Source organism: Paenibacillus chondroitinus NBRC 15376, from assembly GCF_004000765.1.
Classification (GTDB): Bacteria; Bacillota; Bacilli; order Paenibacillales; family NBRC-103111; genus Paenibacillus_E; species Paenibacillus_E chondroitinus.
The window spans coordinates 96,291-110,685 of the sequence record NZ_BILW01000010.1 but is presented as its reverse complement, the minus strand read 5'-3'; the positions used below and the strand labels follow the sequence as shown (position 1 = coordinate 110,685).

The following is a 14,395-nucleotide window of genomic DNA, read 5'->3' as shown; positions in this document are numbered from 1 at the left end:
TAGTTCCTCCTTAAATTTTTTATGACAGTGTTCTATATGGCTCGGGAATTCGTGCCTATAGTCCCCTGTTGGTAAGTACTTGTCATGATCACCTCCAAACTTATCTTGAATATCGGACGGGTATTGACTAAACATTATGAAAATTACAAAAAAACATAAAAATGCATATTTGGAACTAAAAATGGATCTATATGCTAATAAATGACAGCAGTACAAAAGACACCCATGGGGTGCCCTTTGTACTAGCTTTCATTTGAGAGCGGTCAGCACAGGAGGTTTTAGAGACCTTATGGCGAAATAAATAGATGATTGTCTAAGAACGCCGGAGGTGGAACATGAAAGCGCTATTTATTGGAGGAACAGGAACAATTAGTTCAGCAATTACGAAGCAGCTGCTGGACAGTGGATGTGAGCTTTATCTGCTGAATAGAGGCACAAGAAATGAATCGTTGCCAGCGGGGGCCAACTTGCTCACTGCGGATATTCGGGATGAAGAGCATGTGGCTAGTCTAATTGAACACTTGGAGTTCGATGTTGTTGCGGATTTCATCGCGTTCGAGCCGACTCAGCTGGAAAGAGATTATCGCTTATTTCAAGGGAAAACCAAACAATTTATGTTCATAAGTTCAGCGTCTGCTTATCAAACACCGCTGTCTGACTATAGAATTACGGAAGGGACGCCTTTATCGAACCCGTACTGGGAGTACTCAAGGAACAAGATTGCTTGTGAAGATTATTTGCTCAAGATGTATCGCGACCATGGTTTCCCTATTACGATCGTAAGACCGAGCCACACTTATGATGAACGCTCCATACCGCTTGGCGTGCATGGCAGTAAAGGCAGCTGGCAGGTTGCCAAACGTATGCTGGAGAACAAGCCCGTGATCATTCATGGAGACGGCACTTCGCTGTGGACAATGACGCATAATAGTGACTTTGCTAAAGGTTTTATTGGACTAATGGGCAATATACATGCTATTGGGGAGTCCGTACATATCACTTCCGATGAGACACTGACTTGGAATCAAATCTATGAAGCCATTGCTGGTGCGCTAGGAGTCAAACTGCAGGCGGTTCATGTTTCGTCCGAATTCCTGGATGCGTGCAGCACGGAGAATTACAGAGGCGGATTGCTCGGAGATAAGGCGAATTCCGTTGTTTTCGACAATGCGAAGCTCAAACGGCTTGTTCCGGAGTTCGTTGCGACGACTCGTTTTGATCAGGGGATTAAAGCGACCGTCGCCCACATTTTAGCTAAACCCGAGTTGCAAAGAGAAGATCAGGAATTCGATCAATGGTGCGATAAGGTGATTGGCGCTTTAGAAGCAGCTGTACAGGCAATTCGGGAATAGATTTGAAGGAGAATACGAATGAAAATCACGGTTGATATCAGGAATAACTCCAAAGTCGCTATTGTGCAGAGCGATGACATCCTCATAAGCAATGTACAGGAAGCTTTGGATTTGATGGCTTCTGTACAATATTTGGAAGAGGCCCACAAAATTTTGATGGACAAATCCAACATATCGGAAGACTTTTTCGAGCTGAAGACCCGCCTTGCCGGTGAAATTTTGCAGAAATTTACGAACTACAAGGTTAAATTTGCGATTGTTGGCGATTTTGACGTGTATAACAGTAAAAGTCTGAAGGATTTTATCTATGAGAGCAATCAAGGAAACTCGGTTTTCTTCCTCAAAGACAAAGAGGCAGCGCTGGACGCTCTGCATAATGCCGATTAAGGTTATTTCGTTCCTAGTGCACGTTAAACGAAAAAAAGCACCGTTCCTCCACATTGGAAGGATCGGTGCTTTTTGCTGCTTAAAAGCGGATTAAAAATCAAAGTTGTCCGGGTCTGGTCCGACACGTCGATTCTCATTCAAGGCATCGATACGAGCCATGTCCGCATCGGTTAACGAGAAGTCAAAGACGTTGGCGTTATCGATGATGCGCTGCTCTTTGATGGACTTCGGAATCGTCACAATGCCGCGCTGCAAATCCCAACGGAGAATGACTTGAGCAACCGACTTGCTGTGGCTAGCGGCGATATCATTGAGAACCGGGTGATCGAATAGCTGGCCCTGCATGAGCGGAGACCAAGCTTCTAACTGAATATTATGCTTTTTGGAGAAGCTGAGCAGGTCTTGCTGTGACAGAAGCGGGTGAAGTTCAACCTGGTTCACCATGGGCACGATTTCCGCGTCTTTCATCACATCTTCGAGATGATGAATTTGGAAGTTGCTGACGCCGATTGCTTTCACGCGGCCTTCTTTGTACAAAGTTTCCAAAGCGCGCCAAGCCTCTTTATATTTCCCTTTGACAGGCCAGTGAATAAGGTACAGGTCAAGATATTCCAGACCCAGCTTGGATAAGCTGGCTTCGTAGGCGGCAATTGTTGACTCATAGCCAAGATCTGCATTCCACACCTTGGAGGTTATGAACAGATCCTCTCTAGCGAGTCCTGTTTCCGCAAGCGCCTCGGAAATAGCTTGTCCAACACCGGTCTCATTCCCATAAATGGCCGCTGTATCAATGCTGCGATAGCCATTTCGAATGGCTGCTTTGACGGAGCTTACGACCTCAGAACCGTCTTCTACTTTAAAAACACCTAGCCCGAACCATGGCATTTGAACGCCGTTCAGCAGGGTTGTTGTGGATTGCAAATGGTTGATCGTCATGCGTAATTCCTCCTCATGTAACTGTTTATATGTTGGCCAACCGGCCGTCATCGCATCATAAAATCCTCACCATCAGTAGGATGTCACCTGTTGGCAATTGCTATTATGAACGTTTCATGAGGAGATGAAAAGTACGTACTTTTTAGTACGATAGTTACTCTTCTGTGACTATTGGCGCTTAAGTGATCCCATATTCCTCGATTTTACGGTATAAAGTTGTCCTTCCAATCTGCAATTTGGCGGCAGCCTTGCTGAGATTCCACTCAGAGGAGGTCAGCGCCATCTTGATCGCTTTAATTTCCGCCTCTTTTAGCGTTAGAGGATGATTCTCGCTGGGGGGTTCGCTCAGCGTCTCATCCACTTGCGCAGCCTCTAACATTAGATGATCAGCATCAATCGACTGATCGCCAGCAAGGAAAATCGCTTGCATCAGAATGCCGCTCAGCTCTCTGACATTGCCTGGCCAATTGTAGGCCAGCAGCTTGCGCTTGGCGGCTTCCGTGAAGGCACAGCATGGCGAAGCATGCTTCTGGAGCAGATGAAGCGCCAGTGCCAGGATATCGCTTCTTTCCCGTAAAGCCGGGAGCGTAATCGGGATGCCTTTCAGCCGATAATATAGATCGGCCCGGAATCCACCAGCCTTCACTTCTGCGGCCAAATCCTTATTCGTTGCGGCGATTACGCGCACATCAACGGTTTTGCTCTTCGCACTCCCAACCGGAGTAATCCGCCCGTCCTGGAGCACACGCAAAAGCGCAGCCTGCGCCCGAAGGGGCATATCGCCGATTTCATCAAGAAAAATCGTGCCTTTATGCGCGGCCTCGAATTTCCCGATATTGCCCTCCTTGCTTGCACCTGTGAAAGCGCCGCGGGCATAGCCGAATAACTCGCTCTCGACCAGGCTGTCTGGGATGGCGCTGCAGTTAAGTGCAATGAACGGCGCTCCCGACCGGGAACTTGCCGTATGGATGGATTGGGCGAACAATTCCTTACCGACGCCGCTTTCGCCCAAGAGCAGAACAGGGAAGTCAGCGGTTGAAGCCTTCTGGGCTAACTCTTTTCTTTGCAGGAACGTCGGACACGTGCCGACGAGATCATGAAATGTGTATAAATGCTGATCATTTCCAGTCACTTTTCGAATGGAAACAGACTGCCACAGCTTTTGATGTTCATTATGTAAGGTTTGAACGGCAAAACCCTCTAGTTTCGGCATGAGTTTACCGATGACGTCGCTGCCCATGATCCGCATAGCGGCGTGATTGGCGCGAAGGATACGGTTATCTCGGCTGAGCGAAAGCAAGGGCAAAGGATGATGCATGGAAGAGTAGTCCAGCTCTCTTAGCGTGATGAGGTGTTCCTTCTTCGACTCCTCGAGCAAAAATTTGTTTTGCAGGGATTGAGCAGCCAAACAGGCGAGGGAAAAGGTATAGGCATGGAAATTCTCTTGCTTGCCGCTAATATTGACGATTCCGATCAGCTCGCCGATCGCGTTGAAGACAGGGGCAGAAGCGCAGGTCAGGAAATGGTTTGATTGGAAATAATGCTCTTCGGCATGCACACGCACGGGCTTCCGCTCTGTAAGAGCGACGCCGATGGCATTCGTCCCTTTCCGATGTTCGGCCCAATTGGCGCCTACTTGCAGCTGAACTGCCAATGCTCGCCGGGAGAAGTCGATATCTCCTGCCGTATGAATAATGGTTCCTTCCGGGTCGATCAGCAGTGCCATCTGGCCGGATTCTTTGATGCCGACATGCATGTGTTCGAAGATTTGCTCGGTGTATTGGATGGTTTGCTCATTTTGCTTGAGGAGAGACTGCATGTGAATTCCTGTTAAAATGTCATCGTCAATGGGGTCGGTGGGCACTAAACCAAATTCGTGGTAGCGCTTCCAAGAAGCTGCCGCTGCGTCGGATAAAAAGTTATTTTCCACGGATAGCAAAAAGATCCCTCCATTGCAATCGTATCTTACCCGATCATACCATAGTTGCTTTTATTAATGGAGGGCAACCGGCAAGAATGTCCCAAAATGGAACACATCCTTTGTATCAAAACGGAACATCGAACTTCGTACACCATTCATAAACCCCATTGTGACGGGATTTTGTCCGTTGGCACGATTCTTGCTTATCTATTAATGTATACCATTTTAAGGAGGCTGAGCGAAAATGATTTATGCACAACCTGGACAAAACGGATCCAAAGTAACGTTCAAAAAACGGTATGAAAACTTTATCGGTGGACAGTGGGTTGCACCTGTTAAAGGGCAATACTTCGATAATCCGTCTCCTGTAAATAATCGTGTGTTCTGTGAGATTCCACGCTCAACTTCTGAGGATATCGAGCTGGCTTTGGATGCTGCGCATGCTGCCAAAGAGGCATGGGGGCGCACGTCAGTCGCCGAGCGCGCTGTTATTCTAAATAAAATTGCTGATCGCATGGAAGCTAATTTGGAAATGCTCGCGGTTGCCGAGACTTGGGATAACGGCAAGCCTGTTCGCGAAACGCTTGCGGCCGATCTGCCGCTGGCGATTGATCACTTCCGCTATTTCGCAGGGAGCATCCGCGCACAAGAAGGTACGCTCAGCCAATTGGACGACAATATGGTGGCTTACCATTTTCATGAGCCGCTCGGCGTCGTCGGGCAGATCATTCCATGGAACTTCCCGCTGCTGATGGCGACGTGGAAGCTCGCTCCGGCGCTTGCGGCAGGTAATGCTGTCGTTCTCAAGCCAGCTGAGCAAACGCCGGCTTCCATTCTGGTGCTGCTCGAGCTTATTCAAGATTTGCTGCCGCCAGGCGTTGTTAATGTCGTTAACGGCTTCGGCCTTGAAGCGGGCAAACCGCTAGCCTCAAGCAGCCGTATCTCGAAGATTGCGTTTACCGGAGAAACGACAACAGGCCGTTTGATTATGCAATATGCTTCACAGAACTTGATACCGGTTACCTTGGAGCTGGGCGGTAAGTCTCCGAACATCTTCTTTGAAGATGTGCTTGCGCGGGATGACGCTTTTTACAATAAGGCGCTTGAAGGTTTTGCTATGTTCGCTCTTAATCAGGGGGAAGTGTGCACAAGCCCGTCACGCGCATTGATTCAGGAGTCGATTTACGATCAATTTATGGAGAGAGCTCTGAAACGGGTCGCTTCCATCACACAAGGCAATCCTCTTGATACAACTACGATGATTGGGGCCCAGGCTTCAACGGAGCAAGTTGAAAAAATTATGAGTTATATCAACATCGGCTCGCAAGAAGGCGCGGAATGTCTGATTGGCGGTGACAGAGGGAAAGTGGATGGGGAGCTTTCGGAAGGCTACTACATCCAGCCGACTGTACTCAAAGGGAATAATAAGATGAGAATTTTCCAAGAGGAAATTTTCGGCCCTGTCCTTGCGGTAACGACGTTCAAGAACCAGGAAGAAGCCTTGGCTATAGCGAATGACACGCTCTATGGTCTTGGAGCAGGCGTTTGGACGCGCGATATGAATACAGCCTACCGGATGGGCCGGAGCATTGAAGCAGGACGCGTATGGACGAATTGCTACCATGCCTATCCTGCCCATGCAGCCTTTGGCGGATATAAAACTTCAGGCATCGGCCGAGAGAATCACAAAATGATGCTGTCCCATTACCAGCAGACCAAAAACTTGCTCGTCAGCTACAGTCCTGAAGCATTGGGCTTCTTCTAAGAGAGCTGCCGCGATGACAGAGGCAAGCAAGGTTGTTGCTACTGAGGCTGCTCTGGAGCTAATTGAAATCGTAAAAGCCAAGCATGGCCCGGTTATGTTTCATCAATCCGGCGGCTGCTGCGACGGAAGCTCTCCCATGTGTTACGCGCAGGGGGAGTTCCTGATCGGTGACAGCGACGTTTGGTTGGGTGATATCGGCGGAGCCCCCTTTTATATGAGTAAATCCCAGTACGATTATTGGAAAAACACGATGCTGATCATCGATGTGGTTCCCGGCAGGGGCGGCATGTTTTCGCTCGAAGGACCGGAGGGCCGGCGGTTTTTGACGCGTTCGCGGATGTTTACGGAGGAGGAGCGGCGCGTGTTAGGTTTGTAAAAAGTGTACATTGGACCTGGCGATGTTTTATCGCTGGGTCTTTTTGCACTTTTTCATGGTGGATTTTACAACAAAAGTACGAATATACTAATGGTAAGCGATTTCATGGTTTAAAAGGAGGCGTTTGCGGATGGAAATTTCAATAGGTGCACTGCAGGATCACAGAATGCAGCTTACCCCACATATGCGGCAGTCTATGGAAATCCTCCATATGTCCTCCTTGGATCTGCATGAGTTGGTGAAGCAGCAAGCGAATGAGAATCCTTTTATTGAGCTTAAACATAGAAATCCGGCAAGCCGAAATATCAGCGGTTCTAATCCGGATTGGCGGCTTAATGTCGATCCTAGCGCTACGCCTACGTTGGAATCGGTTTTACTAGAACAGATAGCCTGCATGAATTTGGATAGTAGACTAAAAAGTTTATGTAAATGGATCATCGGAAATCTGGACGCAAAGGGCTACCTTCCCTATACGAGAGATGAAATTTCCGCTATTCAAGGCTCCACGTTGGAGCAAGTTCGTCAAGCTGTTCAAATCATCCAATGCTTAGAGCCATACGGTGTAGGGGCTTCAACCTTAGCGGAATGTCTTCTCCTCCAATTGCAGCAAATGAAGGGAATAGACCCCTTGGCGGCAGATTTAATCCAACAGGATTTGCCCGATATTGCCGCTGGCAGGATTCATCAGTTAGCGGTGAAATACGATACAGAGCCATCCCGCATCCAAGCGGCGATTAAACAGATAAAAGTACTCAATCCGAAGCCTGGAGCCATGTACAGCAGAGAACAGCCGCAGTATGTAATACCAGATCTTACGTTAAAGCTGATGGAGGGGACATACACTGTTTTTCTCGAAAATGCTGCAATTCCGGGCATTACACTCAGCGATTCTTATCTTCGTCTGATGGAGGAAAAGGCTTCGCAAGATGTTTACCGCTACTTGAAGCAGCAATGGCAGGCCGCAAAGGGGCTTATGGACAGCATTGAGCGAAGAAAAGCTACGCTGCTGCAAACAGCAAGCCTTATGTTCGAGCTCCAGGCCGATTTTTGTGCGAAGGGCACCGCTCATATTGGGCCGATGACGATGAAGCAGGTGGCTGAAGCGCTGCAAGTACATGAATCTACCGTAAGTCGCACAGTCAGCCGGAAGTACGTTCAAACCCCGTGGGGAATATTTGAGCTCAAATATTTCTTCTCCTCTTCGATGAAGCAGATCGATGGAACATCGGTTTCTTCTTTTTACATGAAGGAAAAGCTTCGCGAAGCGATTGCGGGAGAAGACCGAAACCGTCCCTACTCGGATCAACAGCTTTCGGAGCTTTTAATCAGCAAGGGTTTCGTCATTTCACGCCGAACAGTAGCTAAATATAGAGAACAGATGAACCTTCCACCTGCTCTAAAAAGACGATCTAACGTTTGAAGGTTAAACTTTAAAGTTTAAGATTTAAGGTTTAAATCCTGAAGTTTAAGGCATGAACTTTACCGTTTAAAGTTTAAACTTTAGACTTTAAACTTTATTCCAGTGAAAGCGTAAAATTAACGAAATATTCCAAATACCCACTCATTCTACGTTCCTATTGCGAATAGGTATATAGATTCAAATCAAGGTAGGAGAGGGGAATTGACTTGACAAAGAACGAAGTCTTAACCACTACCATCACACTGTCCATTGATAACGGCAGCAGTCATGTCAAGGTCATCTATGACCATTTGGACTGTAGCTTCATTTTCCCTAATGTACTTGCACAACCGTTTGGTGAACGATTTCTTTTGATGGAACAAGGTGATCCCCTGGATTTCCTCGACGTTCAAATTACATCGCCTGCCATTGAAAGCGATCAGTACCGACACGTTTACGTGGGGAATCTCGCCATTGGCGATGAAGGTATTCTTCATGAGATTGTCGGAGATAAAGCTGTGCAAAAGAAAGCCCAGAGACCGGAGACCATGGTGACGCTCCTGACGGCTGCCGCTTATGCCATTGCCAAACAACATGAGGACGCAATCAAACGGGGTAAAAAGCGGATCAAAGCTGCCGTAAACCTGGGCACCGGCCTGCCCATTCGCGAAATCACGAAATTCCGCGATGAATTTGCCCGTAAAATCACCGGAGGCGTCCACTCCGTCACGTTCGTTACGACCCCCGTATTCAAAGGGATTACGGTTGAAATGGAATTCACGCTTCCAACCGATATCAGCATAGACGATGTATCCGGCGTTTATGATTTGGAAGCAACTTCGAAATCCCATCTGTCGCACAAGGGCTTCGGCATTGCCGATGTCGGCGGCGTAGATATGGATATTGCTTTCTTCCGACCAGGCCTGGATCTGGATCAAAGACACTCCACCGGCGCCAAAATCTATCTCAACGATGCACTGGAGAGCATTCGTAATGAAGTGAATGCGCAAGGTGAGGAGCTGCTTGCAAGCACAGCCGAATTGACGCTCATGCTCGTCAACAAAGAATATGAGATCTATGCCGAGGGCAAGGTCGTATTTGATATGACGAGCCTGATCAACAAGCACATGCGCATATTAGCGGAGAAGGTGCTGAAGTTCGCCCGCAGCTCCTGGAAGCACGTTCGTTATGCGAACGAGTTCTGGTTTATCGGCGGCGGGGCTGTTGTTTTGCAGCCTTGGATTGAGAAAATAAACGCCGAGCTGGGCTTGCCTATTCGGTTTGATACAGCCGAGCACAGCCAATTCCGGAATGTGCGAGGCACGTTCCTCATGCTGGACCACGCCCTGCAACATGCGGACGAAGTCGCGGCAGGCACAGATGCCAAAGGAGTCTCCGAGAACGGGAGCGGTCAGGATTGAAAAAACGCCGATCCACCGTCTACGTTCGCTCTGGCAAAGATGTAACTTTGTATATTCCATCAGATACGCCCGCTGAGGTCATCGACTATTTAAACCAGTTGAAGATGGATGGCTATTTTAGCCAAGGTATTATAGATATTCTAACGAAATATGTTCGCGAAGAGCGCGTGTCAGCATCTGCAACAACTGAAATCGAAATATTTCCCGGGAAAGAAATGTTCCACGATATAGACAAAGTAAGCCCTCCTGCAGGATTAGAGGAGATCGATCCCAAGGTAGAATTGGACGAGCCTCTAGAGCCTGCTCAAGCGCCTGCTCAAGCAGCAGGTGCGGAAGGGGAACAGAAGAAATTCAGCTTGGCACAAATATTCCGGCAGTCCCGGCAAAATTCAGGGAAGCTAGTGCCTACTTCGGATCATGGAAGGGAACCTGAGTAGGGGAACTCCATGATTCAGGATAAGGAGGACACCTAATGGATAACAATCAGGGGAAAGAAGCAGCTAGGCATTTTACATTGACTGATGATATATTTCGTTATCCTGGCATGGATGTTTATTCGCAAATGACTGTAATCGTATTGAAATGTTTCTCCTCTGAAGCAAACGTCCCCGATTTGGTCGATATTGCAAAACTGGGTCGGATGAATCTGAAGCAGGCAACGAAGGCGATGCAGAATCTCGTCGAGATGAAAATTATTTCCCAGAAAATGTTTCGCCGGTTGGTCGGTGATTTTCAGGACGATCGGTTATCCTGGGCGGCCAAAGGTTTGCTCGCTTTTTGCAAGGAACATCCTAAGATTGACTTAACCGATTTATTGGATCTCTCCAGCGAGTCCGGCGAGGACGAGAGCAGCATCCGCAAGGCACTTACGGAGCTCCACCAGTATGGTTACTTGGATGAGTATCCAGTCTGGAGTCAAATTGCAAACTGAGTAGAATTCATGATCAAAAAAAGCTATTCCCCACAATCGGGAGGATAGCTTTTTTGGCATGCTGATTTTCTTTATGCTTTTTTCAGCAATAAGTAGATGAAATAAGGCGCGCCGATCAATGCGACCATAATACCGGCGGCAATCCCATCGGGGTCGAGCAAATTGCGACCGACGGTATCAGCCAGAAGCAGCAGCCATCCGCCGATTAGAACAGCGACGGGAATGAACAGCTGGTTCCTGGGCCCGACCAAAGCTTTCGCGATATGCGGAGCCATAAGCCCGATAAAGGTAATGCCTCCCGTGACGGAAACGGCAGAGGCCGCAAGTGCGACAGCCGTAAGAAGCAGGACGATGCGCTCTTTCTCCACCGATACACCAACACCGATTGCAACAGGCTCGTTAAGACCAAGCAGATTTAACCGGTTGGCTTTGTACAAAGTGAACGGAATGAGCACGATAAGCCACGGCAGTAGCGCCCAGATGAACGGCCAATCGGTTCCCCAGATGTTGCCTGCCAGCCATTTGGCGATAAAGTCCACCTTCGCACGTTCTGCGGATGAGATGATGACAATCATGATGCCGGATAAGGCCATGGAGAAGCCAATGCCCATTAACACTAATCGGACGGGTTGAAGACCTTCTTTTCGACTATAAGAAAGCAAGTAAATGCAGGCTGCGGTTAGCAGAGCTCCAATAAAAGCGACTACCGGTAGAAAATATACGAAGGAGCCTGCTTTTACCGGGAAAAACAGAAAAAAGACGGCAACGGCGACACCCGCACCGGAGTTTATCCCAATAATGCCGGGGTCAGCTAAATCATTGCGTGTAACGCCCTGCAGGATTGCGCCAGATAGAGCAAGCGCCATGCCGGCCAATAAGGTAATCAGAATCCGGGGTAATCGAATTGAAAATAAGACAAAATGTTCTTTGAAGCTCCCCTGGCCAAACAGGGTAGGGAGCAGCCGGTTATAGGACAACGAGGAGTAGCCTAGTCCCATACCGATCACAATCGTTACGATAATAAGAGCCAGAGCCCCAACTACGAGCAGGCGTTGTTTTCTGAGAATGGAAGGATGAATCATGGGAAGGCTTTGCCTCCTTTACGTACGATAAACAGGAAGAAGGGTAAGCCCAGCATCGCGACAATGGCCACTACAGGCGTTTCATAAGGTGCATTCATGGTACGTCCGAGTGTATCTGCGAGCAGCATGAAGGTACCACCAGAGACCGCGGACATTGGAATAATGAACCGGTAATCGGTGCCTACGATGGCACGTACGACGTGCGGTATCATAAGCCCAATGAAAGCCATATTGCCGATGAGGGCAACGGATGCGCCTGCCAGCAGAATAATGATGATGAAGAGAATCGCCTTAATTTGCGCCGTTTTTTGCCCTAATCCAACAGCCACCTCTTCGCTTAAGCTAAGAATGGTAAGCTGCCTGGAGAGCAGGAGAGATACCAGCGACCCCACCACGATAAAAGGCACGATCACTTTCAGCTGGTCCCAAGAAGCGCCGATCAATCCGCCTGCTGTCCACATGGTGACATCTTTTGAGATTTTGAAATAAAGGCCGAGACCCTCGGAAACGGCGTATAAAAAGGCGGAGATCGCAGCTCCGGCGAGTACGATGCGGATAGGTGAGAACCCGCCTTTTTTCATCGCACCAATGCCGAAAACCAGAAGTGCTCCTATGGCCGCTCCAATGAAACAAGCGAGCATGATGCCCAAGTAGCTTGTTGACGGGAATAAAGCAATGGTTAGGGCGAGTGCTGCGTTAGCACCTGCCGTTAGCCCCAGCAAACCGGGGTCTGCTAACGGATTTCGGGTAATCCCTTGCATAATGGCGCCTGAGACGCCTAAAGCCGCGCCAACGAAAATCCCCGCGATTTCGCGGGGTAATCGTATTTCACGGATGATCGTAATCGCATCACTTGTGGTGTGTGAAGTTAGTGCCAGCCAGACATCCGAGAGGGTAGCATCTGCTGCCCCAAACACCATAGCAACAACAAACATTCCCACAAACACAAGGAGCCCAAGGGCAAATTTATAACCAAATGAAATGGATTGTTTCATCCGAGACGGCTCCTCCGTGATGTTATTTAAGCAAATTTTTGATGAAGAAATCTAGTTGGTATTCCAGAGTTAACGGGTCGTTGAAGTAGAAAACCTTGGCGTTAGCTTCATAAACGTGGCCGTTTTTTGCAGCCGTTGTATTTTTGTATGTCTCTGTTTGTTGGAAAGAGTTGTCGGCATCCGGGTTTTTGCTGAAAATCACGTAATCGCCCATGAATTGCGGCAGAACTTCCGTCGACAAGGCATAATAGCCTTCTTTCAGAGCTGTTTCCTTCACTTTGGCAGGCATAGGCAATTTCATTTCCTGATAAAGAATTTCCGTCCCACGACCCCAGTTATCGCCATATACGTAAAGCTGTTTGTCGAAGCTCTCGATGACGGAGATGGTTTTGTCCGCGCCGATTTTGGCTTTAATGTCAGTACCTGCTTTTTGTGCACGTTTCTTGAAGTCATCAACCCAAGCTCTCGCTTCACTTTCTTTGTTCAAAAGCTTTCCGATTTCGATATGTTGGGTTAGATAGTCAACTTTCCCATACGTGTATGTAACGGTTGGAGCGATTCGCTTTAGCTTATCTATATTTTTGATCGTTGATAGACCTATAATAAGATCGGGTTTTAGTTCAATGATTTTTTCCAAGTTTTCATCTGAAACTTCCTGCACATCTTTTAGGGTTTTGTCAAAGTTAGGATTAGCTTTGGACCATGACTCCACACCGACAAGCTTCACATTTAACGCCATTACGTTTCCTGCAAAAGCAGAAAGGACAATAACACGCTGTGGATTGGCAGGCACTTCAACGGGTCCATCTTCGGACTGATATGTAATTGTTTTGGACCCAGCCGCAGTTGAAGCAGCAGGTGTTGCAGAGCCATCTTCTTTTTTAGGTGACGCAGATCCGCAAGCGCTAGTAGCTAGTACTAGGATGAAGAGCAGGAATGGTATCAATAGTTTTTTCACTTGAGTTGTCTCCCTTTAGTAAATTGTAGGTAATGCACATGGGTTTATGGGTCCGAGGATCTCTTCCGATCTCCGCATCAATGTGGAAAACTTGCTTGAGAACTTCAGGCTGCATCACTTCTTCGCAATCGCCGGCTTTGACAATTTCGCCATCTTTCAAAGCGATGATGTAATCCGCGAAGCGAGCGGCTTGGTTCAAATCGTGCAGCACCATGACAATCGTTTGGCCTTGTTCCCGATTCAAGCGCTGCAACAGCTCCAGCACCTCTAGTTGATGGGCCAAGTCCAAATAAGTCGTTGGCTCATCCAGGAAAATAATATCGGTTTCCTGGGCGATCGCCATCGCAATCCAAACGCGCTGCCGTTGACCGCCGGATAAGGAATCGACAGGCCTGTATTTAAAATCTTGGGTGCCTGTCACTTCGAGCGCCCAGTCGATGGCGTCATAGTCCTTTTTTGTCAATCGGCCAAAGCCGGTTTGATAAGGGAAGCGGCCATAAGACACTAATTCGCCCACGGTCAATCCGCTGGCGCTTTCAGGCGTCTGTGGCAGGATCGCCATTTTTTTGGCGAGAACTTTGGTGTTTTCTTTCGAGATGAGCGCTCCGTCCAGTACGATACGACCGGATTGGTGAGGAATAATCCGTGTTGTTGCTTTTAAAAGGGTGGACTTGCCGCAGCCGTTAGCACCGATAATCGTCGTAATTTTTTTGTCGGGAATGGCAGCGCTAAGGTTTTTGACAATCGAACGTTCTCCATAACCAATGTTGAGTTTATCTATATACAGGCGAACCATAAGACACCTCCATGATGGTCATCGATATTGATAATCATTATCATCTAGATGACTAAACATACTTTAAGGCACCAGA

Annotated in this window: 14 protein-coding genes; 8 read left to right on the top strand and 6 right to left on the bottom strand. The window is 48.0% G+C overall.

Features of this window, described 5'->3' with window-relative positions; genetic code table 11:
• The first annotated feature begins 335 nt into the window (after positions 1 to 335).
• The gene (locus tag PCH02S_RS14030) at positions 336 to 1,352 is read left to right on the top strand and encodes an SDR family oxidoreductase (protein WP_127453989.1); all 1,017 of its coding nucleotides are present in this window, start codon (positions 336 to 338) and stop codon (positions 1,350 to 1,352) included.
• 18 nt (positions 1,353 to 1,370) lie between these two features.
• The gene (locus PCH02S_RS14025; protein ID WP_127453987.1) at positions 1,371 to 1,739 is read left to right on the top strand and encodes a DUF4180 domain-containing protein; all 369 of its coding nucleotides are present in this window, start codon (positions 1,371 to 1,373) and stop codon (positions 1,737 to 1,739) included.
• 90 nt (positions 1,740 to 1,829) lie between these two features.
• Here the strand turns inward: PCH02S_RS14025 and PCH02S_RS14020 are convergent, their stop codons facing one another.
• Complete coding sequence (locus PCH02S_RS14020) at positions 1,830 to 2,675, bottom strand: aldo/keto reductase (RefSeq protein WP_127453985.1); 846 nt, start codon at positions 2,673 to 2,675, stop codon at positions 1,830 to 1,832.
• A 178-nt stretch (positions 2,676 to 2,853) separates the two neighbouring features.
• Entirely contained in the window at positions 2,854 to 4,605 is a 1,752-nt protein-coding gene (locus tag PCH02S_RS14015; protein ID WP_246069080.1) for a sigma-54-dependent Fis family transcriptional regulator, read from the bottom strand.
• A gap of 235 nt (positions 4,606 to 4,840) precedes the next feature.
• Here PCH02S_RS14015 and adh point away from each other — a divergent pair, with 235 nt between their 5' ends.
• The 6 genes from adh (at position 4,841) to PCH02S_RS13985 (ending at position 10,488) form a co-directional block, all read left to right on the top strand.
• Positions 4,841 to 6,361 (top strand): aldehyde dehydrogenase, encoded by a 1,521-nt coding sequence (adh, locus tag PCH02S_RS14010; RefSeq protein WP_127453984.1) that lies wholly within the window; start codon positions 4,841 to 4,843, stop codon positions 6,359 to 6,361.
• Positions 6,362 to 6,374: 13 nt separating this feature from the next.
• Positions 6,375 to 6,737 (top strand): DUF779 domain-containing protein, encoded by a 363-nt coding sequence (locus PCH02S_RS14005; protein WP_127453982.1) that lies wholly within the window; start codon positions 6,375 to 6,377, stop codon positions 6,735 to 6,737.
• A gap of 130 nt (positions 6,738 to 6,867) precedes the next feature.
• Positions 6,868 to 8,157 carry an RNA polymerase factor sigma-54 gene (gene rpoN, locus PCH02S_RS14000; RefSeq protein WP_127453980.1) on the top strand — a complete coding sequence of 430 codons (1,290 nt, stop codon included), beginning with the start codon at positions 6,868 to 6,870 and terminating at the stop codon, positions 8,155 to 8,157.
• Positions 8,158 to 8,363: 206 nt separating this feature from the next.
• On the top strand, positions 8,364 to 9,557 hold the full coding sequence (locus PCH02S_RS13995; RefSeq protein ID WP_127453978.1) for a ParM/StbA family protein: 1,194 nt from the start codon (positions 8,364 to 8,366) through the stop codon (positions 9,555 to 9,557).
• Complete coding sequence (locus PCH02S_RS13990; RefSeq protein ID WP_127453976.1) at positions 9,554 to 9,994, top strand: hypothetical protein; 441 nt, start codon at positions 9,554 to 9,556, stop codon at positions 9,992 to 9,994. The genes PCH02S_RS13995 and PCH02S_RS13990 overlap by 4 nt, the downstream gene beginning before the upstream one ends.
• A gap of 35 nt (positions 9,995 to 10,029) precedes the next feature.
• On the top strand, positions 10,030 to 10,488 hold the full coding sequence (locus PCH02S_RS13985) for a hypothetical protein (protein WP_127453974.1): 459 nt from the start codon (positions 10,030 to 10,032) through the stop codon (positions 10,486 to 10,488).
• 71 nt (positions 10,489 to 10,559) lie between these two features.
• Here the strand turns inward: PCH02S_RS13985 and PCH02S_RS13980 are convergent, their stop codons facing one another.
• Genes PCH02S_RS13980 through PCH02S_RS13965 form a run of 4 tightly spaced genes read right to left on the bottom strand, consistent with a single transcriptional unit; the run spans position 10,560 to position 14,319 of the window.
• Complete coding sequence (locus PCH02S_RS13980) at positions 10,560 to 11,570, bottom strand: FecCD family ABC transporter permease (protein WP_127453972.1); 1,011 nt, start codon at positions 11,568 to 11,570, stop codon at positions 10,560 to 10,562.
• Positions 11,567 to 12,565, bottom strand: a complete 999-nt coding sequence (locus PCH02S_RS13975; RefSeq protein ID WP_127453971.1) for a FecCD family ABC transporter permease — start codon at positions 12,563 to 12,565, stop codon at positions 11,567 to 11,569. The genes PCH02S_RS13980 and PCH02S_RS13975 overlap by 4 nt, the downstream gene beginning before the upstream one ends.
• 22 nt (positions 12,566 to 12,587) lie before the next feature.
• Positions 12,588 to 13,523 (bottom strand): iron-hydroxamate ABC transporter substrate-binding protein, encoded by a 936-nt coding sequence (locus PCH02S_RS13970; protein WP_127453969.1) that lies wholly within the window; start codon positions 13,521 to 13,523, stop codon positions 12,588 to 12,590.
• Positions 13,471 to 14,319 (bottom strand): ABC transporter ATP-binding protein, encoded by an 849-nt coding sequence (locus tag PCH02S_RS13965; protein ID WP_127453967.1) that lies wholly within the window; start codon positions 14,317 to 14,319, stop codon positions 13,471 to 13,473. The genes PCH02S_RS13970 and PCH02S_RS13965 overlap by 53 nt, the downstream gene beginning before the upstream one ends.
• Positions 14,320 to 14,395: the final 76 nt, after the last annotated feature.

What these genes read in the sequence shown, in the direction of transcription:
- PCH02S_RS14030 (WP_127453989.1), top strand. Translation starts at nt 336, where the DNA reads ATGAAAGCGCTATTTATTGGAGGAACAGGAACAATTAGTTCAGCAATT.
- PCH02S_RS14025 (WP_127453987.1), top strand. Translation starts at nt 1,371, where the DNA reads ATGAAAATCACGGTTGATATCAGGAATAACTCCAAAGTCGCTATTGTG.
- PCH02S_RS14020 (WP_127453985.1), bottom strand. Translation starts at nt 2,675, where the DNA reads ATGACGATCAACCATTTGCAATCCACAACAACCCTGCTGAACGGCGTT.
- adh (WP_127453984.1), top strand. Translation starts at nt 4,841, where the DNA reads ATGATTTATGCACAACCTGGACAAAACGGATCCAAAGTAACGTTCAAA.
- PCH02S_RS14005 (WP_127453982.1), top strand. Translation starts at nt 6,375, where the DNA reads ATGACAGAGGCAAGCAAGGTTGTTGCTACTGAGGCTGCTCTGGAGCTA.
- rpoN (WP_127453980.1), top strand. Translation starts at nt 6,868, where the DNA reads ATGGAAATTTCAATAGGTGCACTGCAGGATCACAGAATGCAGCTTACC.
- PCH02S_RS13985 (WP_127453974.1), top strand. Translation starts at nt 10,030, where the DNA reads ATGGATAACAATCAGGGGAAAGAAGCAGCTAGGCATTTTACATTGACT.
- PCH02S_RS13980 (WP_127453972.1), bottom strand. Translation starts at nt 11,570, where the DNA reads ATGATTCATCCTTCCATTCTCAGAAAACAACGCCTGCTCGTAGTTGGG.
- PCH02S_RS13975 (WP_127453971.1), bottom strand. Translation starts at nt 12,565, where the DNA reads ATGAAACAATCCATTTCATTTGGTTATAAATTTGCCCTTGGGCTCCTT.
- PCH02S_RS13965 (WP_127453967.1), bottom strand. Translation starts at nt 14,319, where the DNA reads ATGGTTCGCCTGTATATAGATAAACTCAACATTGGTTATGGAGAACGT.